Below are 24,258 nucleotides of genomic sequence, written 5' to 3'. Positions count from 1 at the left end.
CGGCGTGTCTGTGTGGACAGATCACAAGAGGGCAGTGGGTTCGGTGACCTGCGGCGTGGCGTTGCTGGCGTGGGCGGCGTCTGCCTTCGGCCTCGGGCTGGCCGCAGATGCGACGGGACCCTCGCCTCCGTCTGCGGGGGCCGCTACTCGCATTGCTTTCGAGGGCGTTGCCGAGCCGATGCTGTCGAAGGACGCATTGTGCACCATACACATCAACCGGATGCATGTGCCGGTCGTGCACACGATGGTGCCCGAGTGGGCTCCTGTGGAGGAGGGGGACGCTATTGTGCTCCTGGATGCCCCGTACCTCATGGAGGAGCGCTCGATCAGCCAACACCAACTGCAGGTTCTGGATGCCAAGTCGCAGAAGGTCGGGGCGGACGCAAGCGCCGCATTCGCCCGGCTTCGCGCCGAGTGCAGCACGGCTCGGATGAGGGTTCAGCAGGCGAACGACCGGCTGGCGCTGCTCAAGGCGATGCCGACCGACGAGGACCAACGTCTGGCCAAGCTCCATCTCGAATCCAATGAGGCCCGCTGCCGGTTCGCGGAGCTGAGGCTCGGGATTCTCTCCGAGTCACAGGAGGCGGGGGTCTGTTCGGACCGGGACATGACAGACGCGCAGCGTGAGACCCTCCGACTTGCATCCCACAGCGACTGCCTCCGACAGGTGCTGCAAGAGGTCGAGGGAGAGGGCGCCTCCTTCGCCGCACGGCAGGCGGCACTCGAGGCCCAGCGGGCGGCCCTGGACCTGGAGATCGCGGAGGTCCGGTACGAAGTCGAGACGCAGAGGCGGCACGTGCTCTGCGAGGTGGCGCAGCTGGAGGAGTTGGCGCAGGCCACGAAGCAGCTGGCCGTCCTGGAAAGGAAGGTGGAGGCCCTGACGATCCGCGCGCCTGCGCCCGGGCGTGTGCGCCACGGCGACAACTGGGATGTTGCGTACGGGCTGGGGACGGACGGGAGGGTCTCACCCGGAACGCCCGTCTACGGTGGCCAACCGGTCGCTTCCGTTGTCGGTGGCGACGGCCTCCGTGTCAGGGCCGAGGTCGCAGAACAGGACCTCCTAGCGATCACCCGAGGCGACGAGGCAGAGGTGAGATTCCGCGCCATCCCCGGGTTGACCTGCAAGGGCGAAGTGGAGACTGTGCTCCCCGTCGTGCGAGCGAGCCGGCTCGCGCATCCGGAGACCGGCGGCGGGGGCGGCACGCCGTGCGGCACCGTTATCATCGTCGTGAGGGACGCGGGTGCACGCGCCCGTCCCGGCATGGCTGCCGTCGGGTGGATCTCCCCTGCGTCGGGCGGGCCGGACCGTGAGGCCGGCAGCACGGGCGCCTCGCGGGGCCGGCCAGGCATTTCACGCAGTGCTGATGACGCATCCTCTCTGCGTCCGGATGCCATCGTTCTGTCCGGCCTCCTGGCGGGGGAGTCGGAGCGCGCTGTCACCGCGCCCTTTTCGGGACGGGTCACGGAGGTCGTCGAGGAGGGAACCCTCGTCCAGGCCGGCGACGTCGTGGCGCGCGTCGAGGCTGGACTGGAGGAAGACTGGCGTAGCGAGGACGAGAGCGAACTACGACGCCTGACGGGGTTGCTGCGTGCGGCTGAACTCGAGCAGCAACTCCGGGATCAGTCTGCCCCGCTCCTGCGCCGCGCGGCGGAAACGGACGTGGCTCTGCAGGAACTCGCGCTGGAGCGGGTGACGTCCCGCCCCCTCGCGTCCGAACGGATCAGGGCGGAGAACGAGCTTGTGGAGTCCCAACGGGAACTCCAAGATGACTGTGACCGCCTCGCCGCGAGCCGGGACATGCTTGGCCCAGGTCTCATTTCCGCTGTGGATGTCGAGCAGCGTGAGTTGGCAGAAGCCGTGAGCGCAGCGCACGAAGTAGCTGCGTCCGCCGCGCTGGCCCGAGTTGCACGGGGCGCTCCTGCAGTCGAGATCGCCGTTGCCGAGGCCAACCTGAAGCGTGCGCGCACTGAGCTCCAGCAAGTGGACGCCCGCGTTCAGGCGGACACTCGCGTTGCGGCGGCTCAGGCGAAGGTTGCCGCCGCACGGCTTGCTGCGTTCCGGCGCGAAGTTGACCGGCACCGTCAGAGAGCGGCCTTGGCAGTTGTGAAATCGCCCGCGACGGGAATCGTGTGCGACCTCTATGTGCAGCAAGGGGAAGAAGTCCAGGCGGGCTGGTGGTTGATGCGCGTCGCCCAAATGGAGAGGGGATGCGTGCATGCGATGATGGACGAGTCTGGTTTCTTTCGCCTGGCGATCGGGGACCGCGCGTCCGTTCGCCTGGCCGCCCTGCCCGACGAGGTCTTCCACGGCCGCGTGTCTGCCATTACGGACTGGCTCGGCACGCCGCCATGGTACCGACCGGGCGCCGATTCGTTGAAAGGCCGAGCAGGTAGGCTCTTCAGGGCGACAGTTGAACTTGAGGAGGATCCCCCAATATGCATTGGAATGTCCGCCGTGGTTGAGATCCTTCCCACTGCCGACAGCCGAGTGCCTCACCGCAGTGACCGGCCGGAGCCCGCGGCGCAGACATCGCGTTCGCCCGCTGCGCAGGGCGAAGTCGGAGGGTTGTCCCCTGCTAGCCGGACGCGTTAGCGGAGGGCTTCTGGTTGCTGATCTGTGGGCAGTTCTGCAAGCAGCTGGACGGCGGCATTGGCGTACGCGCTCTGTATCCTCCAGTCAAAGGTCGCACGGCATGACCGCGTGCTGGCCGGCGCGACGGAGGCGGAGCGCGCTGTCGCACGTTCCGCCCTCGAAGTGGCGCGCGCTTCCCTTCAGGAGTTGGAGGTCCTGGCGGAGGTGAACCTGGAGGTCGCCAGGGCATCGATGAAGGCCGCGGAGGCCGGCCTCGCCGCATTTCGCGAGGGCGCCCGCAGGCGAGTCGAACGGTCGGTTCAGGCAGACGTGATGTCGCCCGTGTCGGGGCTGGTCGTTGATCGCTTTGTGGAAGACGGTGAGGAGGTGCAGAAGGGCAGGTACCTCATGGGCGTCGCCGACGACACTCAGCTGAAGGTCCACGCCTTGCTGGACGAGTCGGATTTCTTCAAGGTGCAGAGAGGGGCGCCGGCGCTCGTCAGCCTTGCGGGGGTGCCCAAGCGCAGATTGAGCGGGCGCGTCGCGGACGTCGTGGCCTGGCCCGAGCTTGACTGGTGGGTGCGCCCCAGGGGCGACGAGACGGTCGTGAGGGGCGGGCAGTTGTTCCAGGCGATTGTGGCATTGGACGAGGAGCCGCCGCTGTGCATTGGCATGTCGGCGATGGTGGAGATCTTCGCCGCTCCTGAAGGCGGGGCGGATGGGGGAGCGGCTGAGGACGAGGAGACATCCAGTGTAGGGAGCATCCCATGAGTAGCCTGATCGAGGTCGAGGGGCTGAGCAAGGTCTACGGCGTGCGCGGCGGCGTGGAGGTGCAGGCGGCCGAATGTGTGTTGACGGTGGTGCCGGGTGCGGCCATAATGCCTGCGGCCGGAGCGTGGGTGCCGGCCGCTCATGCCTGAGGACGGCGTGTCTTCCTGCTTCCTGCGAGGACGGCCCGTGTTGCCTGTGGATAGCCGGCGAGTCGTGCGGGCGGTCGCGCTCCTCGTGTGCGTGCATGCTGCGAGGCTTGCCTGGGGCGCGGAGGACCTCAGCGCGCCTCCGCGGCTCACGCCAAGCGGCCTGAGCGTAGTCGCTGGCCGTCATGTATTCGTGCCCACGCTGACGCTGCCCGGCGAGGTGAGATCCACGCACTGGCACGACATCGTCAGCCACTACTGCTACTGGATGATCGTCGGCTGGATGGCGGACGAAGCGAGTGCCGTAGCTGCGGGCGATCCAGTGGCGTCGGTGTTCAACGAGACGGTCGAGACACGGGTCGCGGAGCGGAAGCGGGACTTGCGACGCGGGAAGGTGCGCGAGGGCCTCTCCCGCGCCCGTTTCGAGTTGGCCGAGATGACGGACCAGCAGACCGTGCGCGCGGCGGACATTGCGCTCCGCCGCGCCCGGATACGCCTGGAGGCGCTCGACGAAGGGCCCCTTGAGGGCGACCTCCAGTTGGCTCAGTTGGCGTGCGAGCGCTGTCGGCTGGAGCGCGACGCAGCGGCCACCGCTCTGACCCGCGCAAAGGGCCTGGCGGAGAAGGGCCTGACCGCGCGGGAAAGCGCACGGGAACTCGATCACAAGCACCGCCTGGCCGAGGCACAGTTGAAGAAAGCGAAGGCGGACCTGGCCGTCCTGACGCACCAGCCTGGCGATGCCGAGTTGCTCGACACGCGGCGCGCGGTCACCCAGGCGGAGTCGGCGCTCGAGTCGGCGCGAGAGGCGGCGGCCGCTGCCCGCGCACTGCACGCGGCGAACCTCGCGCAGGCGGAGCGTGCGGGCGAAGTGCAGCAGGCCGCGCTCGACCACTGGCTGGGGTGCCAGGAGCGGGAGACGCGCAGGGCGCCGATGGCCGGCATCGTTGTTCGCCCTCCCATCTACGTCGGCGGCAAGGCACGTCCCGGCGTCGGACCGCTCTGGACGGCGACGATCGCCCAGGTTCTGGATCCGTCGCAGTGGGCGTTTGTCGCTCGCGCCGGCGAGGACGAGGTAGCGCAGATATCGGTGGGGCAGCCGGTCGAACTCAGCATTCCCGGCTTGCCGGGCAGAACGCTCGCCGGGACGGTGGCGGCGGTCGGCGCCACAGCCGACGACCTTTCGAGGACGGCGCAGTTCGCCAATTGGGAGGAGCGCCCAGATGCGGGTGTGAACGTCTACGATGTCGTGATCGCCGTCGACCACGCGGCAGGACTGAACCTGCCGCAGAACATGAGCGGTGAAGCCGTGATAGCGCTCGCGGAGGCACGCACCGTCCTGCTTGTGCCACAGGCATGCCTCCGTGAGGCCGCGGATAGCCGCTGGGCCCTCGTCCGTCGCGGCGGCGCGTGGCTACCGCAGGCCGTGGAAGTCGCCGGGGAGCACAACGGAATGGCCGTGATTGCCGCAGGGCTCGAGCCTGGCGACGAAGTGGCGATTCTGAGCGACTGACCAGCACCAGGAGGAGCATGCGTGCGTGGATTCTCCTCAAAGAGCGCAGTGTGCGAGGTGGTCCTGGCCGTGCTGGCTGTGGTCTGCTCCTGGGGCGTGTCGACCCAAGCGGCCGAGGAGCATGCGGCGGCTGTGGTCCAGGGCATCCAGATCCCCGGCGAGATTTCGGCCGCCGATGCTGTCTGGGTTGGGCGGCGCGAGGTCCACTGGAAGTTCCGGGGTGACGTTATCAGGGAAATCGTGCCTGAGGGAACCTTCGTCCACAAGGGCGACTTCCTACTGAGCGTAGAGACGAACCTGTGGGAGCGCGAGAGGGACAACTGCCAGGGGCTAGTCAAGAGACGTGAAGCCGAACTGGCGGGCGCAGAGGCCCGGCTCAGCGCCGCCCAGGCCGATCTTGAGGCGACCAAGAAGAAGGCTGCGCCCCGCCTCCAGCCCCTGCAACTGGCGGTCGAACGGCTCCGGGGGCTGCCCGACCCGATCGAGCTGTCTGCCGCCCGATCGGACCTGGAGCTGCGGCTTGCGCACTCGAAGGAGGCACGTCGACAGGTCGAGGCAGTCGATGCGATGGTCGAGTCCCAGGCGGAGGCCCGGCAGGCCGTGATGGAGGCTCGGCTTGCCGCCGACATCGCTGCTGCCGACGCCGATGTCGCGCGCGCAGAACTGAGCGAAGTGGAGCAAGGTGCCGAATCGCGGGAGATCGAGATTGCTGAGTCGGAACTGGCCATGGCACGGATGGACGCCGATTTGGATATTGCCGAGAAGTCGCTGGCAGTCGAGAGAGCGCGCCTGGACGTGCGCGGTGGGGAGTACCGGCTCTCCCTCGCCCAAAGGGAGGTCGATCTCTGGGAAGGCATCATTGCGGGTGCCGTGCGGACGGCGCCCGCTGACGGCTTTGTTGCTTACGAGAAGACGTACGTCGGGTCCGGACAGTTTGAGAAGGTGGGCCCCGGCGTCGAGGTCGGATGGGGTGAGCGCATCTGCTCCATCTTCGGCGGGAGAGCATTCCGCTTCCGCGGACGGGCCGGCGAGGGTGTCCTGGGGCGTATCCATGCCGGGCAGACTGCCCGGGTCACACTGTCAGCGCTTCCGGAACAGGTCCTCACGGGCCGCGTCACGTCGCTGGATGTGGCCAGCGCCAGGGAAGACGAGGAGCGGCCCGCTGTCGCGGAACTGGAATCGCCTCGGCCGAAGGAGTTTGAGGTGCTCATCGAGATCGACAACCCGCCGGACGGGCTCCTGCCGGGCCTCGGCGGCGAAGCCACGATAGTCGCCGACGCCACGCCGGAAGGGTCGTCCGGGCGCTCCGCACACGGACCAGCCCTGCAAAGCGCCCCGGACGCACTGCGATTCGCCGGGGCCGTCGAACCCGTGCGCAGCACGGCCGTCCTCACCCACAACAGCGTCGCCGGGACCATCATCCGTCTGGCGCCGCAGTATAGCTGGCTGAACGAAGGCGACGCGGTCCTGGAGACGAACGGCTACCACACGCACGCCTATGTGAAGCGGGCGGAGGATCCCCCCAAGTTTGCGCGCGCCGAACTCGAACAACTGCGCCGCAAGATGGACAACGAAACGAGTCGCTGGCGGGCGGAGGTCAGGAAGGCGCAAATGGCGCGCAAAGTCGCCGGCTTGCGACTTGATCTGCTCCGGGCCCAGCCCGGTCCGCACCCCATTGCGGCGGAAGAGGCCAGACTCCGCCGGGCCGAGATCGAACGCGAGCGCGCCCGGCAACGGCTGGCGCTGGCCCGGGAGGCCGGTCTGGACTCGGTCCGCGAACTGCAGGCGAAGGAACTGGCGGAGTCGCTCGCCGATTTGGCCGTTCGGGAGGCGGAGATCCGCCTGGCGAAGGTGAAAGCAGGCGCTCCCGCCGCCCGGATCCGCGAGGCCGAACTCGACCTCGAAGAGGCCGAGGGGAAGCTCGCGTTCGCCGAAGCAATGGCGGACAAGATGGCGTCCGTCACCGAGGCGGAGCTGGCCGTCGCTCAGGCTGCTGTGGCCGACGCTGACGAGGAGTCCCAGCACTACAAGGACCAGTACGAGTACAGGATCGTGCGCGCCCCCGTAGCCGGGAGCATCATGTACAACCCCTACATCCATTACCTTCGCAAGCGCGTCTCCATTGGGGACGACCTTCCGGCGTCGGTCCAGTGTGTCGGGTACATCGTGGACTTGTCGCGACTCAAGTTCTGCGCAGTCGTCGAGGAGCCTTATCTGGGTCGCGTGGCGATCGGCGACAAGGCGCGGGTCGAGCTACTAGCATTCCCAGGGCGGGCCTTCGACGGCGAAGTGCTCTCGGTCGTGCCGCTCGTGACGGACCGGGAGGAGATCCTGTCAACGATGGTCGACGCTCCCCGCCTCTCCGGCGTCCGAGCGGCGCGAGTGGACGTCCTTGTCGAATTGCCGCAGGGCGAAGAGCTGCGGGTGTTGCCGGGAATGACGGGGACGGTTGAGTTGGCCGCCGCCCGGACGGGCAAGGAGTAGGCCTCTGAACATGGCACGCGCAAAGACAAGGCTCCTGTGGTGGGCGAGATGGACAGGCGGCCTCTGTCTGCTGCTCCTGCTGGCTGCCTCAACGCGCACGCCGAACGCCCCGCATGCGCCTGGTGCGCTTCTCGCGCAGGTGCGGCGGGGGGCCTTCCGGCAGATGGTAAGGGTCCCTGGCAAGTTGCAGCCAGCGGAGAAGACACGGGTGACTAGCGCGCTGGACGGCCTGTCGGTGGTGAGCGTGGTCCCCGACGGCACTGCGGTACGGCAGGGAGAGGTGATAATCGAACTGGATGCGACCGATATCGAGGATGGCATCCTGACCGTCAAGGAGGATATGGTGTCTGCCGAGATGGCCCTCTCGGAGGCCCGAATCGCCCTCGAACGGGCGAAGGCCGACGTCGAGGGCCAGATCGCCGAACTGGCGGCCGCGCAAGAGGTGGCGCAGGCGCAGTTCGACCTGGAGCAGAGCCGACCTTTGCCTGGTGCTCTCGCCGTCGCCCGGGCGCGGGTGGCTCGAGCCGAGGCGTCGTTCCGCTACGCCGAGGACCGGCTCGCATCGATGCGTGAGATGTTCGAGGAGGGCGCCGTGAGCGGGAAGGACGTGCGGGCCGCCGAACTGGAGTACGCCGCCGCCGTGCTGGAACGCTCCCAAGCGCAGAAGGTCCTGGAGGACACCTCGGCAGGTGCGCGCGCTGAGGATCTGGAAACCGCCCGGGCGCACCTGACCGAGGCCCGCGTCTCGCACGAGCAGGCGGCTCAGAGCCGAGACGCACGCATCCGGCAGGCCGAGTCGCAACAGAAGGCCGCGCAGAGCGCGCTCGATGCGCTGCGACAGAAGCTCTCGCAGCTCGAAGACGACCTGCAGAACACGCGCATCACGGCCCCGCGGGATGGCGTGGTGTTCTCCCCGTCGGGCGGGAAGGTCGAGATCGGCCGCGCCGTCTGGCGGGGCTTCGTGGTTGCTGAATTGGCCGACACCGACGCTCTCGTGTTTCAGGGGCGCGTGCGGGAAGCTGATTCCCGGCTTGTCGCACTCGACCAGCCTGCCCGCGTCCAGTTTCTTGCGCGTCCTGACCTGGCCGCGACGGGCGTGGTGTCGAAGGTGGGGGAAGCCTTGGCCGAGGCCGAAGATGAGCCGGACGTGCAGTACCTTGAGGTGGAGATCAAACTGGACGCCGTGCCCCCGAACATGCGGCCGTACATGACGGGGGACGCCTCCATAGAGGTGGCGCACGCTGACGGCCTGATCGTTCCGAGGGCGTGCCTTCGCGACGGCAAGGTCGTCATCTGGACCGGCGGCACCCGGGAAACTCGATCGGTCGACGTCCTGGCGGCGGACAGCTCGACTGCGGTGATCCGCGGCGGGCTCGCCGAAGGGGAATGGATCCTGCTGAACCCCGAGGAGTGAACTCGTGGGGGCGTTGTTCCAGCAGAGAATGGCATGCGTGGCGGCAGCGTTGTCGCTGATCCTGGCCCTTGGGCAGGGCCAGGGCGGTGGAGGTGCGCCGGCCGCTGACGTCGCTCTGCCAGCGGTCATCACCGCCGAGGGAACGGCCGAGGCCATTGAACCGCGAGACGTCTTCTGGAACGTCGAGTTGAACGGAGCGTTCGCGCCGACGATCACCAGAATCGTCCCCGAGTGGAGCCGCGTGCAGGCGGGCGACGTGATCGCGGAACTCCAGACCCCGTGGCTTGAAGACGAACAGCGCGACAAGGAGCGACTGTTGCGCCAGGCGGAGGCCGTTGCGCGTCGGACCGAGGCGGAGGCGGCTGCCGCGTTGGGGGATCTGCGGGCCGCCGTGCTCGCGGCCCGCACGGACCTGCGTGGTGCGGAGCAGCACCTGGCCGCTCTCCAGGCCCTCCCGTGTGCCGTGGACGTGGCGCAACTCGACGCGCGGGTCGCCGAGAACGAGGCCCGACGGACGGAGGCCAAGGATCGGTTGGACCGAATGGTCCAGCTCAGTGCAGAAGGTCTCTGCTCCGAGACAGAACTGATGACGGCCCGGCATGGCTGCGAAAGCAGGACGGCCGACGCGGCTTACCTGCAGAGCCTCGGCGATTGGCTGCGTTCGCAGGGCTCTTGCTTCGAGGAGGAGAAGGCGGCCGCGAACGTGGAGAAGCTCCGGACGAGGCTGAAGGCGGCCGAGTTGCGAGCGCAGCTCGAGTCTGAGCGCCGGCGCTTGCTCTGTGACGCCAGCCGGGAGAAAGGAGTCGGCCAGGCGAAGCGCGAATATGAACTGAGCCTCAAACGCACGCAAGCCTTGACGGTCCGCGCCCCCGCAGCGGGGGAGATCCTCTACGGAGATCGAGACGGCTACTGGCTCCACATGGAAGGTCAGCGGTTCGGGCCCGGCGCTCCCGTGTTCTACGGGCAGAGGATTGCGTCCGTCGTCGATCCGGGTCAAGTGCGGGTCGCCGCGAAGGTCCCCGAGGAGGAGCTGCTCCGCGTGAAGGAGGGGGACCGCGCCGAGATCGGCTTTCCCGGTGTGCCCGATACCGTCTACCGTGGCGCCGTAGAGTCCGTGCTTGCGTTAGTGTCGACGTCGCGGCGGGAGACTGCGGAGACCGCTACCCAGATCCTCGACAGCGAAGGCTGTGTGCTGGTGGCGGTGAGTGACGCCGGCCGGCGTGTGCGGCCGGGCATGAAGGCCGACGTGCGCATCTTCCCTGGACCCGACGACGCGGCGGCGTGGGAGCCCGTGCACCGGGTGCCGGACAGCCGGCTTGGTCGACCGGCATTGCTTCTGCGGGGCCGCCTTGCGGCGGAATCGACGCATCAGATACGCTGTCCCTTCCAGGGGAGACTGATCTCGGTTGTTCCGGCAGGCACTCCTGTCAAAGAGGGGGAGGTGGTCGCAACGCTCGTCCCCGACCTGGCGGTGGACTGGCGGGCGCAGGACGCCAGCGAGTTGGCCAGGCTGGAGGTCCTTCGGCGAGCGTCCGAGATCGAGGTGCACCTCAAGGAGGAACTCGTCCCGCTCCTCGTAGCGGAAGCCGAGGCGGACGTCACGCTCGCCCAACTGGGCGTCGAGGAGCTGGCCTCGCGACCAGAGGCGCGGGAGCGCATCCACGCGGAGAACGAGCGGTCCGAGGCCGAATGGCAACTGGAATGGGCGAAGCGTAGGCTGGAATCCTGCGCAGATCTCGTTGCCGAGGGCAATGCGCGTGCGGCCGACGTGCGTCAGGCCGAGCTTCAGGTGGGACGCGCGGAGGCCACGCTTGCCGAGAAGGACGCCATTCTGCAGGACATCCTGGCGGGCGCGGCGGCGTTGGAGCGCGTGGCGGCCCGAGCCGGGCTGAAGCGTGCGCGCGCCGCCCTTGCCCGAACCCGTGCGCTGGCCGAGCTTGACGTCAGAGAAGCCGAAGCCGAGCTCCAGACGGCAGGCGCCCGGCTCGAAGCTTACCGTGCGCAGGCCGAGCGTCGCCTCCGCAAGGCTGGCCGGGCCGAGATCGTCTCTCCGGTCAACGGCCTCGTGGCGTGGTGCTGGGCCGAGAAGGGCTCCGAGTTGCAGCAGGGCTGGCATTTCATGGGTATCGCCGACATGGAGCAGGCTGCCGTCCACGCCATGCTGGACGAATCGGACTACTTCAAGGTCCGGCGGGGCGCGCCGGCGCGTCTGACGCTGGCGGGTGTGCCCGGGCGGACGTTCAGCGGCCGCGTCACGGACGTCGTCGCCTGGCCCGAGCTCGCGCACTGGACGCGGCAGTACGTCGGGGAGACGCGCGTGCGGGATGGGCGGCTGTTCCAGGTGGTCGTGGCATTGGACGAAGAGCCGCCGTTGTGCATTGGCATGTCGGCGATGGTGGAGGTGTTCCCGCTGCCGGAGGGTGCGGCCGCGACTCCGGCGGGGGAGGGCGAGGCAACATCCAGCGAGGGAGCATCTCATGGGTAGTCTGATCGAGGTCGAGGGGCTGAGCAAGGTCTACGGCGTGCGCGGCGGCGTGCAAGTGCGCGCGGTGGACGACGTCAGCCTGAAGATCGACGAAGGCGAGTTCGTCGGGATCGCCGGGCCGTCCGGCTCGGGCAAGTCGACGCTGCTGCACATCATGGGCTGTCTGGACCGCCCGAGCGGGGGCGTCTACCGCCTGGACGGTCGGGACGTGGCGGCGCTGGAAGACCGGGAGCTGTCGCGCGTGCGCAGTTCGGTGGTCGGGTTCGTGTTCCAGTCGTTCAACCTTCTGCAGCGGCTGGACGTGGTGGAGAACATCGCGCTGCCGCTCGCCTACCAGGGTGTGGCGCGTGCCCAGAGGCGACGGCGCGCCGCCGAGATGGCGGAGCGCGTCGGCCTGGGCGACCGGCTCACGCACCGGCCGGCGGAACTGAGCGGCGGCCAGGCGCAGCGGGCCGGCATCGCCCGCGCGCTGGTCGGCGAGCCGAGGGTGCTCTTCGCTGACGAGCCGACCGGCAACCTGGACTCGCACACGGCGCACGAGGTGCTCGACCTGCTGATCGACCTGCACCGCGAGGGCATCACGATCGCCATGGTCAGCCACGACCACAGCATCGTGAGCCGCTGCCGGCGCGTGCTGCACATCGTGGACGGCCGGATCCATTCGGATACCTTCACGGCAGAGTCGACCGAGCAGCTTGCCGGCGAGCCGTCGGAGGACCAACCCGCCCCAGGCCAGGGAGCTTAGCATGCGCTGGAACGACATACTCTCGACGGCCCTGGTGGACGGTCTGGCGCGGCACCGGCTGCGCACGCTCCTGAGCGTGCTGGGCGTCATGTTCGGCGTGGCGGCGGTGATCGCCATGTCGGGCATCGGCGCCGGCGCGAAGGAGGAGGCGCTGGACCAGATCCGCCAGCTCGGCATCAATAACATCCGTGTCAGCGACGCCGCCCTGGAAGGCGAGAAGCTCCTGGAGGCCCGCCGTCAGGGCTCCTGGGGCCTCTCGATCGACGACGCGAAGGCGCTCAAAGAGATCGTCCCCACCGTCGTCTCGTCCGTGCCCGTGCGCACCGTGGAGGCGAGCGTCACGCGCGGTCAGGCCGAGGCGGCGCACGCGCGCGTGGTGGGCACGACCGACGAGTTCATCGTGCCGATGGACTGGCCGGTGGCCGCCGGGCGGTTTCTGGAGGCCGCCGACGTGACGAACGTCAACAAGGTCTGCGTCCTGGGCGAGGCCGTGCGGCGGGACCTGTTCGGCGAGGAGGGGAAGGCGGTCGGGGAGGTGATCTCGGTCGGCTTCTCCCCGTACGTCATCGTCGGCGTGATGTCGCCCCGCCACATGGTGGAGGGCAAGGTGAAGGCACTCAGCGTCGCCGACTCGAACTACGACGTCTACGTGCCGGTGACGGCGGCGATCTACACCTTCGCGCACGAGCGCTACGTGAGCGAACTGACCGAGATCAGCCTGACCATCGACGACGAGGACCTGCTGCGCGAGTCGGCCGCCGCCATCCACCGCGTGGTCTCTCTTCGGCACCGCGAGGCGGACGATTTCAGCGTGATGGTGCCCCAGGAGCTGCTGGAGCAGGCGCAGGCGACCCAGCGCGTCTTCAACATGGTCATGGGCGCCATCGCCGGCATCTCGCTGCTTGTGGGCGGCATCGGCATCATGAACATCATGCTGGCCGGCGTGAGCGAGCGCACGCGCGAGATCGGCATCCGGCGTGCGGTCGGCGCGAGCCGGAAGGACATCCTGCTGCACTTCGTGACCGAGGCGGTGTGCGTGAGCGCGCTGGGCGGTCTTCTGGGCCTGGCCGTCGGCTGGGCGCTGGTGAAGGCCATTGCGCTCTATACGGGCTGGCGCGTGCTGATCGCGCCGGGGTTCGTGCTGCTGGCGCTCTGCGTGAGCGGAGCGGTGGGGCTGACGTTCGGCATCTTCCCGGCCTGGCAGGCGGCGCGCATCGATCCGGCCGAGGCCGTGCGCAGGGAGTGAACAAACGCAGAGGACCACACATGACTCGACATCCTGAAGGACCGAATCCGGTGGCCGTACGAACGAAACGGCACGCATGCGCCGTCTGCGGCCTCGTCGTTGGCCTGGCCTGCCTGCTGTGCACCGCTGCGGCCGGCGCCAGGCCTCCGCATGATGCAGCACTGCCCGAGGCGGTGGAGGGCGTCCCGGCCCTGCCGGCCCGGCTGACACTACAGGAGTGCTTCCTCCGCGCGCTGGCGGCGAACAAGGACATCCGGGTGGCCCAGCTTCGGACGGAGTCGTCGGAGGCCGGCATCATGCAGGCGGAGGGCGAGTTCGACGTCAACCTCTTTGCCGAGGCCGGCGTCGGCCGCAGCGACACGCCCGTGGCGGGTGTGCCTGTGACGCGCACCGAGACGTCCGACGCCGACGTGTCCATGGGGCTGCGCAGGCGCATGGTCACGGGCACGGAGCTGGAGCTGAGGGCGTCGAGCCGCTACATGCGCGACCGGACCCACACGAGCGTCCTGAACCCCCAGTACAGCCCGGGCGTGACGCTGGGCATCAGCCAGGACCTGCTGAAGGACGGCGGCGTGGGGATCAACCGTACGCAGGTGACCATCGCGCGCAACAACCTGCTCGTGACGGAGGAGGGATTCCGTGACACGGCGATGCGGACGCTCCTTGAGGTGGAGGAGGCCTACTGGGACCTGACCTACGCGCTGGCGGACCTGGAGGTGCGGCGCAAGGAACGCGACAGCGCCGACCGTCTCGTGAAGCGGGCTGAGGGACGCCACCGGGCGGGCGACGTGGCGCTGATCGAGGTGACGCGCGCGAAGGCGCGCGCGGCCTCCCGGTCGGTGGACATCGTGAGCGCCGAGAACCGGGTCAGCCAGACCAGGAACCGGCTCCTGCAACTGATGGGCGTGCTGGACGGCGCCTCGGAGTCGGCCGAGTTCGAGCTTGTGGACGCCCCGCCGGACGTCGGCTTCCGGACGACGCTGGCCGACGCGCTGGCCGTCGCCGCGCAGGAGCGGCCGGACTACAGGCAGGCGAACCTGGCGATCGCCAACGCCGATCTGACCGAGCGACATGCGGAGAACCAGCGCCTGCCGACGCTGCAGGCATTCGGTGAATACAGCCTGGCCGGCCTGGGCGACGACCTCTCCGACGGCACGGGCGACATCCGGGACGGGCGCTACGGGAGCTGGCGGGCCGGGCTGCGCGTCGAGTGGCCCTTCCCGAACCGATCGGCGCGTGCCCGGCACCGGATCGCCGTGATCCAGCGGCGGATCGCGCTGGTGCAGCAGGCGGACGTGCTCGAGCAGATCACGCGCGAGATCGCCGACGCCCTGGAGTCCCTGCGGGCGGCCGAGGCGCGGATCACGCGGGCGGTCGAGGCCCGGGAGCTGGCCGAGCAGCTCCTGAAGGCCGAGGAGCGGAGCTTCGACCTGGGCCTCTCGGACGCCCTGGACCTCCTGAGCGCCCAGCAGGACCTGGCGGCCGCCGAGCGGGACGAAATCGGCGCCCGCACCGACTACGCCTCCGCCCTCGCCGCCCTCTACCGCGCCCAGGGCGACCTGCTCCAACGCAAGGGCGTGGCCCTGATCGCGCGCGAACCGGCCGCAGCGTCCGAGTAGGCGCCCCGGCAAGCACGGCGAACGCGCCGAGGCCATGTTGAGGTCGCGCACGGCACGGACCTCGTGGGAGCAGGTGCGGGAGACCCGCTGCCTGCATCGGCTGCACAGGGGGGAGAAGCGCTCGTCGGGCCCCAGGTCGAGGACGGCGAGGTGTCCCTGGGCGCTGACGCTCTGGCGGCTGACGACCACTCGGTTCCAGGGGTGATAGCGTGCTGTACTGAGGCCCGACACCGGCGCTCCTTCCTGTTCCAGAAGTCTTTGACGAACAACTGGATACAGAAAAACGGCGCCGATGTCAGCTCACATCCGCCCCTTCAGTTCTGCTCACCTTCCGGGAGAAGAGCCCCATATCGAGAACACGGGGGCAAGGCGTTTGTGTGAGGGGACAGGCAAGACCGGCCGGCAACCTGTCCACCGGCAAACCGGCACCGGGCCCCCGGAGCGACCAGGGCCTGCATCAGCATCAGAGCGCGCGGCAGAGGCGGCTCGACGCTGGACACTGCACCGCGCGTGAACTACAGTGCTGGACCACACACCTGTGCGGCATCGGAGCGCCGGCTGAAAGACAGTGAAAGGCGCGCAGCAGGTCCTGGACGGAGTGGAACACGGCATGAGCGGAAAGCGCATCAGGATCGGGCAGATCGGCATCGGACACAACCATGCCGAGGGCAACATGGAATCGCTGCGCAAGCTCCCCGATCTCTTCGAGATCGTCGGCGTCGCCGAGGCCGATCCGGAGTGGAAGGAAAGACGCGGCGGCTTGCCGTGTTACCGCGGGCTGGAATGGGTTTCCGAAGACGAGCTTCTGGCCATGCCCCATCTGGATGCGGTCGCGGTGGAGACCGACGGCTTCGAACTCGTTCCGACGGCGCAGCGCTGCGCGGAACGCGGCCTGCACGTCCACCTGGACAAGCCCGGCGGGGAGTCGTTTCCGGCCTTCCGCCGATTGCTCGAGACCTGCGAACAAAAGGGCCTCGCCATTCAGCTTGCCTATGCGTACCGCTACAATCCGGCGATCCGCTTTGCGATCGGCGCGGTGCGTGCCGGCTGGCTGGGGGAGATCTTCGAGATCCATGCGGTGATGAGCCGCTACGACGGCGACAACGCCGCCTATCGCCGCTGGCTGGCGCAGTTCAAAGGCGGCGCCATGTTCATCTTCGCCGGATACCTGGTGGACGTCGTGGTGACGATGCTCGGCCGGCCGGATCGGGTTGTGCCGTTTCTGAAACGCACCCGCGACGACGGCCTCATCGACAACGGGCTGGCGGTGCTCGAATACGAGCATGCTACCGCCACCCTTCGCGTGTCGGTCGAGGAGGTCGACGGCATGCAGCACCGGCGGCTGATCGTCTGCGGGACCGAGGGCACGGTGGAGATCTGTCCGCTGGAGGCGCCGGGCGGCCGATACGAGACCCAACCGCTCACCGCGCGGCTGACCCTGAAACATGCCGTGCCCGGTCACGAGGCCGGCACCCACCAGGTCGATTGCGGTCCAATGGGTGACCGCTATGCTCCGCAACTCCGGGAGTTCGCGGAGATCATCCGGGGCGCGAAAGTCAATCCGTTCGACTACAAACACGAGCTGCTGGTGCAGGAAACACTGCTGGCGGCGGCGGGATACGGAGAAAGGCAGTCGTCATGTCACTGACCGAGAAGGTGGCGATCGTCACGGGCGGCGGCGGCGCGATCGGAAGGGCCATCTGTCGCCATCTCGCCGGTGACGGGGCCAGGGTGGCGGTGTTTGACGTCACGTCGCAGGCTGCCGAACGGACCGTGGACATGCTGCGCGAGACCGGCAACGGAGGCGCCGCCTTCGCCGTCGACGTGCGATGCTACGAAGCCGTCGCCGCGGCGGTCGATCAGGTGCTGCGGCGCTTCAGCCGGATCGACATCCTGGTCAACTGCGCCGGCGGGAGCGCGCGGGACAAGATGGCGCTGTTCCACGAGCAGTCGCTGGACGTCATCCATGACATGCTGAGCGTCAACCTGGTCGGCGCGCTGCATTGCATCCGCGCCGTCTCGCCGCTCATGGTGGCGGCAAAGCAGGGGGCGATCATCAACGTCACTTCCATCGTAGCGCGGGGCGGCAAGAAGCGCTGCGTCGAGTACGGCGCCGCGAAGGGCGGCCTGATTGCGGCGACCCGTTCCCTGGCGCTCGAACTCGGAGCGCACAACGTCACCGTCAACTGCGTCTCGCCGGGCCTGGTGCAGCGCGACCCCATCGAGGACGCCGCCGCGTTCGCGCACCGCTTCTCTGCCGTCAACCGCGTCTGCACACAGGACGACGTCGCCCGCGCCGTGCTGTTCCTGGCGCAACCGGAATCGGACTTCATCACCGGCCAGGAACTGGCCGTGGACGGCGGTCGCAGCCTCGGCCTGAAAGGCGACAGTTGAGCAATGCACGCCGGCCGCCGAGCCGCGTCGACTGACGGAAATCCGATCGCCGGCTCGTCCTGCTTGCCACCGGCGGCCCTGCGCATTAGACAGGCAGATGGGGGAGCGGTCCGCGGCACAGGACTGCGTAACGACAGCCAGGAAGGGGGCGACTATGGCAAAGGGATTCGCGTACAACCGCTTGTCCCGGGACGAGGCGGCGCTGCTGCTGATCGACCATCAATCCGGTCTCATCTCGCTCGTTCAGAACTTCTCGCCGGGGGAGTTCAAGAACAACGTTCTGGCACTGGCGGATGCCGGGGCTACAATGCCCGGATATGCTCCATCGGGAGCGAACCATGAAAGGGCAGGACGATGACGCGAGCCGCGACGGTTCTTTTGGGCTTCGCGCTTCTCTTGGGCTCTCCCGTGGCGACGGCGGCCGAGCAGGCATTGCAGCTCGCGGTCCGGACCGACCGACCCGAGGCCGTCTACGCTAAGGGGGAAACCGTGACGTTCATCATCGAGATGCAGCACGGCGATCAGCCCGTCGCAGAAGCCTTGCTCGATGTGGAGCTGTCCGCCGACGCCTTCGAGCACAGTGAGCGGCGACAGGTCGTTCTCAGGGCCGGTCGTGCGGAGGTGCAGGGAAGCCGGCCGGAGCCGTCCCTTCTCTGGATCCGGGCCACCTGCACGCCCGCAGGCGGGAGGGCCGTCAGGGCGATGGGCGGCGCGGCCTTCAGTCACGAGGAGATCCGGGCGCCCATGTCCGCGCCGGACGATTTCGATCAGTTCTGGGAGGCCCAGAAAGCACTGGTCGACGCGGTGCCCATGAATCCGGTGCTCACGCCGATGCCTTCCCCCGATGCCTGCAAGTTGTTTTCAGTGACGCTGGCGGGCCTGGGCGGCACCAAGGTGACCGGCTATCTGGCCAGACCCGCGGGCCCCGGCCCTTTTCCGGGCCTCGTGCGGTTTCAGGGAGCGGGCGTGTCCTCGGTGGACCCCGACAAGGCGCTCGGCTACGCACGCATGGGTTACCTGGCGTTCGCGATGAATGCGCACGACATCGACAACGGTCAGCCGCAGGAGTACTACGACCGGCTCATGGCGGGGCGCCTGGCGGGTTACATGTTCCAGGGACGGGAGAGCCGCGAGACGACCTACTTTCGAGCGATGTACTTGCGCTGCTACCGCGCGGCGGAGTTCGTGGCCTCCCGGCCTGACTGGAACGGCCGGACCCTTGCCGTCCACGGCCACAGCATGGGCGGCGGCCAGGGGCTGGCTTGCGCCGCTCTGAGCCCCCACGTGACGGCGCTGGCCATCGACGCGCCCGGCATGTGCGACTATGCGGGAGTCCTGGTCGGCCGCGCGACAGGCCGGCCAAGGCTGGTGATCATGAACGGCGCCGTGCCGGACCCCGTAACGTTCACGACCGCCCGTTACATGGACGGCGTAAACTTCGCCAGCCGCATAACCGCGCCCGCCATTGTGGGTGTGGCGTTCCAGGACCTCAGTTGCCCATCGTCAGGGGTCTTCGCGGCCTACAATGCGCTGCGGGGCCCGAAGGAGGTCGCCATCGACCCGTTGTGCGGCCATATGGGCGACAAGCCCAACTGGAGCCGCCTGTTGCGGGCTTTTCTGCGAGAACACAGGGACGAGGCGTCGGCCCCGACGCTGCCCCGCCAGCAGAACCAGCGCTAAGGACACCTTCCATGAAGACCGTAACCTCTACCTTCCTGGCTGCATGCTGCCTTCTCAGTCTTGTCGGCGCCGTGGCTGTCACTCATGCTCAAGATGCCGGCCGGCCGAGGAACGTCGAGCCCGAGGTCATGACGGCGTATGCGGCTTTCGTCCCGACGCCCACCCGGGCTGAGGCCCGCTACGGCGATCACGAGCGGAACGTCCTCGACTTCTGGCAGGCGCCCTCCGAGAGGCCGACCCCGCTCGTCCTGGTCATCCACGGCGGCAGTTGGACAGGCAACAACAAGGAGACGGTGCACCGTTCCGTCGACGTGAATGCCCTGCTGAAGGAGGGCATCTCGGTGGCTGCCATCAACTACCGGTATATCTCTCAGGCCACCCGGGAAGGGATCGAGCCACCCGTCAAGGCGCCGCTGTATGACGCCGCCCGGGCCCTGCAGTTCATCCGCAGCAAGGCGCGCGAGTGGAACCTCGACAAGGAACGCATGGGCGCGGCAGGCGTCTCAGCGGGAGGCTGTTCGGCCCTCTGGCTGGCTTACCGTGATGATCTCGCTGACGCCGGAAGCGAGGATCCGGTCGCCCGTGAATCCACTCGCCTGTGGTGCGCCGCCGTTGCGAGCGCGCAGACCACGCTCGATCCGCAGCAGATGAAGGACTGGACGCCGAACAGCAGGTACGGGGGCCATGCCTTCGGAAAACGCGACTTCGCGGAGTTCCTTGCCGCGCGGGGAAGCCTCCTGCCGTGGATCGCCGAGTATTCCCCGTGGGCGCTCGTGAGTGCCGATGATCCTCCCGTCTACCTGTCCTATAGGAACCCTCCGGCCCTTGGCCAGGAGGAGAAGGATCCAACGCACACCGCCAACTTCGGAGTGAAGCTGCAGGAGCGTTGCCGGGAGATGGGCACTGACTGTGAACTCGCGTACCCCGGCGCCACAGGTGCGACGCACAAGAGCCCCACGGACTACTTGATCGCGATCCTCAAGGCGCCTGCGGACTCTTCACGAAGGTGAGGTCGGGATGGGCGGTGGCCACCCGGCCCGTTATGGGTTCCCTGCCCCGGGCGGGTCGGTGCCGTGGACGTATCGATAACCGGCGGGGATCCTGCAGACATTGGCCTCATCGAACGCGGCGGGCGGGGAAGCCGGATCGAACGGCGGCCACGCCAGGTCCCCAAAGTAAGCCGGTTTGCTCGCGCGGAAGTAGCTGCTCGGGAGCGCGCGGTCTGCGATCGCCGGGTTCCACTCGACGGCACGGGTGAGGAAGTCGTAGTTCCCGTGCCGGATCATGGTGTTCTTGACGTTGAGGTCCAGTTCCTGCGGCGATCGACGGTCCGGCTGGTTCGCCCACTGGCTCCTGTAGTCCGGCGGGGTGGTGGGGCCCCACGTCCCCGAGAAGCCGTTGTTGCCCATGTTGGGGAAGCCGATCTTGTAGATCACCTGCTTCTCATATCCGAACGGGGTCTCCGGTTGGAACAGCCCCTGACTGCTGAAGCCGTTCGTGCCGAGGATGTTGCCGACCACGTTGAAATAGGTGTTCCACCTGCCCACGTTCACCGCGATCAGGTTCTCTGCGGCGGTGGGATGCGTGGCGGTGCACCAGTTGCGGGCGAAGGTAATATGGCTGGTGGAGCCGAAATACCCGTCGCTGCCGATGCCCCCGGCGATGTTTCCCTCGACCAGGTTCATCATGTTGTGCGGGCCGTGGCTAACGCTGATGTCCATGCCCGCCATCGTGGGCGTGCCGACGTTCCCCGCGTACGAGAAGTTGTAGGCGATCACGTTGCCGGTGCAGCCGCCCTTGGAATCGCCGAGGATGATGCCAGGGAAGCCGCCGTTGTAGGTGATGTTGTCCTCGATCAGGTTGAACGATCCGTCTTCGTAGAAGTCAATGCCCTCGTGATTGGGGCCGCCGCCTATGCAATCGTGCGTATAGCAGCGCCGGATCTCCCCGCTGACGAAGCGGACCAACAGCATCTGGCGGCTCAGGGACCCGGCGATCTCCACGTTCTTGATCCAGCATCCCCAGCACTGCTCAAACGATATGCCGATCCCCGAGGTCGCGTTGCAGTCGATCGTGAGGTCTTCCACACCCGTATTGCTCAGGGGCGGGATCTTGTACGGCACCAGCCTCGGCGACAGCGTGAAATCGAACGGCAGCGGTGGCGCGACCGTCACCGTGGTCCCGGTCTTCGCCGTCGCCCTGAACACGGCGCTCATCAGCCGGACATCGGGCCGGAGCCCCGAGGTCGAGGCGACGTAGGGCGCGTTGTCCTGCTCGACGCGGACCAGATTGCCGACGGCAATCGTGGAGGTGTCGGCCACGGTCAGGACCTCGCTGCCCTTCATGGCGCCCCCCGTGATCGCAAGTCCGGCGGTGGGCCGGGGCCAGTCGGAAGTGCCGAACAGGAGGACCTGTCCTTTGGTATTCGCCTTCAGGACAGTCCTCCCCATTCCCGCGCCGCGGAGCGTGATGTTACTGGCGTAGGGGCGATAGACGCGGTTGTCGATGCGGTAGGTGCCGGCCGGGATGAATACCACTTGCCCGGCCGGGCACGCGTCGATTGCGGCTCCGATCGCGCCTGAGGCGTCGACGAGTCCGGTGCCGTACCTTGCCGCGTCGACCGTCGCACCGATAGTCGTACGCTGCGGAATGCCGCCCGGCACGCCGACGTTCACTCCGGGAGTCCAGTCCATCCTGCGCTCAGCGGGGATGATCTCCCCGGACGCGGGACCGCATACCAGGGCAGCCAACACGAGTGCAGCCGGCAGCATCCTACGGCGTTCCACGGCAGTCCCTCCTCCACGCCCAGCGAGATTTGCACCGACTCAGGCGAACGCTTTCACAGGACTTGTAGCCGATGCAGGCCTGTCATTCCAGGGTCAGTAACCGTTCACGGTTTCTCTGAAGACCTGATGCTTTTGCCTTCGGCGTACGTGTATGCTGCGTCGGCATGAGCGACGCAGCGCCAGCCACATGCCCGAATTGCAGACGACTCGAAGCCCGCATCGAAGTGCTGGAGGCGAGCCTGCTCAAGCTGGAGGCACGTCTCGAAGAGATGGAGGCGCACAACGTGCAGTTGGAGGCGCGCAACGCGGAGCTGGAGCGCGAGGTTGCCCGCCTGCGCAAGGACTCCTCCAACTCGCACAAGCCGCCGTCCTCGGACATCGTCAAACCGCCGGCGGCCACGCGGCGGCGTGGCAAGAAGCGCCACATCGGTGGCCAGCCGGGCCATCCCCGCCACGAGCGGACGCCCTTTCCACCAGAAGAAATCGACCGCACCCAGGAGTATAACTTCTTCAACGGGCTGTCGGGATGGTGAGGGCGGAGGGGATCGAACCCTCGGCCTACGGATTAAAAATCCGTTGCTCTTCCGACTGAGCTACGCCCTCGCGGTGCGGCCGCCCCTCCCCCTCCCCGCTGTGCCGATCGAGAGGCAAGTATAGCCCGCCGGGCTCCGGGGCTGCAAGTTTCGTCCCGGCGTGCGTGCGCGTGTCGGCCGGCTGCCGAGGGCGGTGTCGCGGCGCCGCGGTGCGGTCCCCGGGCGGGTTGCAGAGGGTTCCGCAGGGGGCCTGTTCGTGTTCGGCGGCATTCGGCGGCGGATGTCCGAGTCGGGGGGGGCGTGATTCGCCTCAGGGGGGCCCGAGGCAACCGATCTCGTGCGCCAGGGCCTCGCAGGCGCGGATGTAGTGGGCGTCGCCGAAGGCGCGGACGTGCAGCAGCATGGTGTGGAGCCAGTAGAGGCGGCAGCGCTGTTCGAAGCCGTCGCGCAGCGGTCGCGTCCTGGTGTAGGCGTCGAAGAACGCGCGGCCGACCGTGCGGAAGACGAGCAGGTAGGCCAGTTCGTATTCGACGTCCGCGAACCGGCAGCGGCCGTCGACGAATCCGCTCAGGGCCGGCCCGCCGGGCGCCAGTGGGTCCACGATGACGTTGGTGGCCCAGACGTCTCCGTGGACCAGCGTCGGGGCGCCGCATTCGGGGAGCCAGAGGTCGAGCCGGGCCAGTTCGCGGGCGAGGATGTCCCGCGTGTCGGCGCTCAGGCGGTCGGCGGCGGCCTCGAACTCGGCCTGCATCTTCGGCGCGAACCAGTCGAGCCAGAGTCCGCATCCGGCGGCGGCGGGTTCGTAGGCGAAGCCATAGGTCGCGCGGTGCAGGCCGTGGAGATGGGCCAGGCAGTCTGCGATGCGGCGTTCGACGTCGGCCGCTTCGCGCGTTCTCAGCGCCGCCTGCGCAAGGTTCTCGCCGGGCAGGCGCTGCATCATCAGGCAGCTCCCGGGGAAGAGGTCGCCTGAGACGTCCACCCCGTAGGGCTCCGGCACGGGGAACGCGGTGTGACGGCGGTACCACCGGAGGGCACAGAATTCGCGTTCGAAGGCCGCGTCGTCCGGGTGGGCGGACAACTTGGCGACCACGCGCTCCGGCCTGCCGTCCGTCGTCAGCTCCAGCACGCTGTTGACCATCCCGCCGTGCATCCGGGTCATGCCCGTGACGGCGAGCGGGGAGCCGGTGAGACGACGAAGGAGGGCCGTGGCGACCTCGGCTGGTACAGAAGTAGTGTCGCAGGCCATCAACCAACTGCAATCCAGGGGCGATGACATCCAGTCTATCGCCTGGGCGCGGCCGGCTGCAAGGGCGGGCTGCGCCACGTGCCGGAAGGGCAGCCGATCGGCGGCGGGGGAGGGTGCGACCGTTGCTGAGCCGGCCGGCCTGCGCCGGACTACTCCCCGTACGCGATGACGGTGAACCTCCCGAAGACTCCCAGGATCTGGAAAAGGCGGTAGTCGGCGTAGTGTACGCGGGAGAGGCGGCCCTGGGCGGCGGCCGCCGCGATGCTGGCGTCGCTCCAGGCGATGTCAAGCCCGGTGATGACGGGATCGTACACGTAGAGCGTCGACGCCTCTCCGCTTCTGGCTGCCACAGGCGTCCCGTTGTAGTCGACGGTCAGCGGGCCGCACATGTCGGCGAAGAGGAGCCCGCTGGCCGGCAAGACCGGGCAGGCCATCTGGGACATCGTGACGGCCCCCCGGCATCCTGCAGTGACGGCCGTCAGGACGGCCATCAGGGCGATCAGCTTCCACGCGCGCATGGTCTCACCCCCATCGAGAGGCGGAAGCTCAGTCACCATGGGCGACGATGGTGAACTCGGCGTAGACGCCCAACACGTTGAACAGGTGGTAGTCGGCATACCAGATGCT

Annotated in this window: 18 protein-coding genes, 1 tRNA gene and 1 pseudogene; 16 read left to right on the top strand and 4 right to left on the bottom strand. The window is 68.1% G+C overall.

Translation table 11 applies throughout. The features are described 5' to 3' along the window. Positions 1–34 precede the first annotated feature (34 nt). The 15 genes and pseudogenes from GXY85_07695 (at position 35) to GXY85_07625 (ending at position 20,076) form a co-directional block, all read left to right on the top strand. Entirely contained in the window at positions 35–2,593 is a 2,559-nt protein-coding gene (locus GXY85_07695) for an HlyD family efflux transporter periplasmic adaptor subunit (GenBank protein NLW50714.1), read from the top strand. A gap of 57 nt (positions 2,594–2,650) precedes the next feature. Beyond that, a complete protein-coding gene (locus GXY85_07690; protein NLW50713.1) occupies positions 2,651–3,343 on the top strand; it encodes an HlyD family efflux transporter periplasmic adaptor subunit in 693 nt (230 codons plus the stop codon). Further along, positions 3,340–3,492 carry a hypothetical protein gene (locus tag GXY85_07685; protein NLW50712.1) on the top strand — a complete coding sequence of 51 codons (153 nt, stop codon included), beginning with the start codon at positions 3,340–3,342 and terminating at the stop codon, positions 3,490–3,492. Before GXY85_07690 ends, GXY85_07685 begins: the two co-directional genes overlap by 4 nt. Positions 3,493–3,682: 190 nt before the next feature. Beyond that, positions 3,683–4,999, top strand: coding sequence for an efflux RND transporter periplasmic adaptor subunit (locus GXY85_07680; GenBank protein NLW50711.1), 1,317 nt, complete (start codon positions 3,683–3,685; stop codon positions 4,997–4,999). A gap of 21 nt (positions 5,000–5,020) precedes the next feature. Continuing rightward, positions 5,021–7,483 (top strand): HlyD family efflux transporter periplasmic adaptor subunit, encoded by a 2,463-nt coding sequence (locus tag GXY85_07675; protein NLW50710.1) that lies wholly within the window; start codon positions 5,021–5,023, stop codon positions 7,481–7,483. A gap of 208 nt (positions 7,484–7,691) precedes the next feature. Beyond that, positions 7,692–8,897: an HlyD family efflux transporter periplasmic adaptor subunit gene (locus tag GXY85_07670; protein ID NLW50709.1), complete on the top strand. Its 1,206-nt coding sequence runs from the start codon at positions 7,692–7,694 to the stop codon at positions 8,895–8,897. Between the two features lie 37 nt (positions 8,898–8,934). Next, entirely contained in the window at positions 8,935–11,382 is a 2,448-nt protein-coding gene (locus GXY85_07665) for an HlyD family efflux transporter periplasmic adaptor subunit (protein NLW50708.1), read from the top strand. Continuing rightward, positions 11,375–12,127, top strand: coding sequence for an ABC transporter ATP-binding protein (locus GXY85_07660; protein NLW50707.1), 753 nt, complete (start codon positions 11,375–11,377; stop codon positions 12,125–12,127). The genes GXY85_07665 and GXY85_07660 overlap by 8 nt, the downstream gene beginning before the upstream one ends. 1 nt (position 12,128) lies before the next feature. Then, complete coding sequence (locus GXY85_07655) at positions 12,129–13,373, top strand: FtsX-like permease family protein (GenBank protein NLW50706.1); 1,245 nt, start codon at positions 12,129–12,131, stop codon at positions 13,371–13,373. 50 nt (positions 13,374–13,423) lie between these two features. Then, entirely contained in the window at positions 13,424–14,992 is a 1,569-nt protein-coding gene (locus GXY85_07650) for a TolC family protein (GenBank protein NLW50705.1), read from the top strand. Between the two features lie 610 nt (positions 14,993–15,602). Then, entirely contained in the window at positions 15,603–16,640 is a 1,038-nt protein-coding gene (locus GXY85_07645) for a Gfo/Idh/MocA family oxidoreductase (GenBank protein ID NLW50704.1), read from the top strand. Further along, positions 16,631–17,386, top strand: coding sequence for an SDR family oxidoreductase (locus GXY85_07640; protein NLW50703.1), 756 nt, complete (start codon positions 16,631–16,633; stop codon positions 17,384–17,386). The genes GXY85_07645 and GXY85_07640 overlap by 10 nt, the downstream gene beginning before the upstream one ends. 154 nt (positions 17,387–17,540) lie before the next feature. Beyond that, a pseudogene (locus GXY85_07635) lies at positions 17,541–17,678 on the top strand (hydrolase). Positions 17,679–17,740: 62 nt separating this feature from the next. Then, on the top strand, positions 17,741–19,066 hold the full coding sequence (locus GXY85_07630; protein NLW50702.1) for an acetylxylan esterase: 1,326 nt from the start codon (positions 17,741–17,743) through the stop codon (positions 19,064–19,066). 128 nt (positions 19,067–19,194) lie between these two features. Next, entirely contained in the window at positions 19,195–20,076 is an 882-nt protein-coding gene (locus tag GXY85_07625) for an alpha/beta hydrolase (protein ID NLW50701.1), read from the top strand. Positions 20,077–20,106: 30 nt separating this feature from the next. On the opposite strand, the gene GXY85_07620 is transcribed toward GXY85_07625, so the two are convergent. Then, positions 20,107–21,852 (bottom strand): hypothetical protein, encoded by a 1,746-nt coding sequence (locus tag GXY85_07620; GenBank protein ID NLW50700.1) that lies wholly within the window; start codon positions 21,850–21,852, stop codon positions 20,107–20,109. A gap of 164 nt (positions 21,853–22,016) precedes the next feature. Between GXY85_07620 and GXY85_07615 the strand changes: the two genes are divergently transcribed. Further along, positions 22,017–22,385: a hypothetical protein gene (locus GXY85_07615; protein ID NLW50699.1), complete on the top strand. Its 369-nt coding sequence runs from the start codon at positions 22,017–22,019 to the stop codon at positions 22,383–22,385. Here GXY85_07615 and GXY85_07610 read toward each other — a convergent pair. The 3 genes from GXY85_07610 to GXY85_07600 all read right to left on the bottom strand — a co-directional run bounded on the left by GXY85_07610 (position 22,380) and on the right by GXY85_07600 (position 24,149). Continuing rightward, positions 22,380–22,455 (bottom strand) — tRNA-Lys (locus GXY85_07610). The two genes, GXY85_07615 and GXY85_07610, sit on opposite strands and share 6 nt — an antisense overlap. 240 nt (positions 22,456–22,695) lie before the next feature. Then, complete coding sequence (locus tag GXY85_07605; protein ID NLW50698.1) at positions 22,696–23,631, bottom strand: fructosamine kinase family protein; 936 nt, start codon at positions 23,629–23,631, stop codon at positions 22,696–22,698. 149 nt (positions 23,632–23,780) lie between these two features. After that, complete coding sequence (locus GXY85_07600) at positions 23,781–24,149, bottom strand: hypothetical protein (protein ID NLW50697.1); 369 nt, start codon at positions 24,147–24,149, stop codon at positions 23,781–23,783. Positions 24,150–24,258 lie beyond the last annotated feature (109 nt).

The organism is Candidatus Brocadiaceae bacterium (genome assembly GCA_012728835.1).
Classification (GTDB): Bacteria; Planctomycetota; Brocadiia; order SM23-32; family SM23-32; genus JAAYEJ01.
This window is presented reverse-complemented; position numbering and strand designations above follow the sequence as displayed.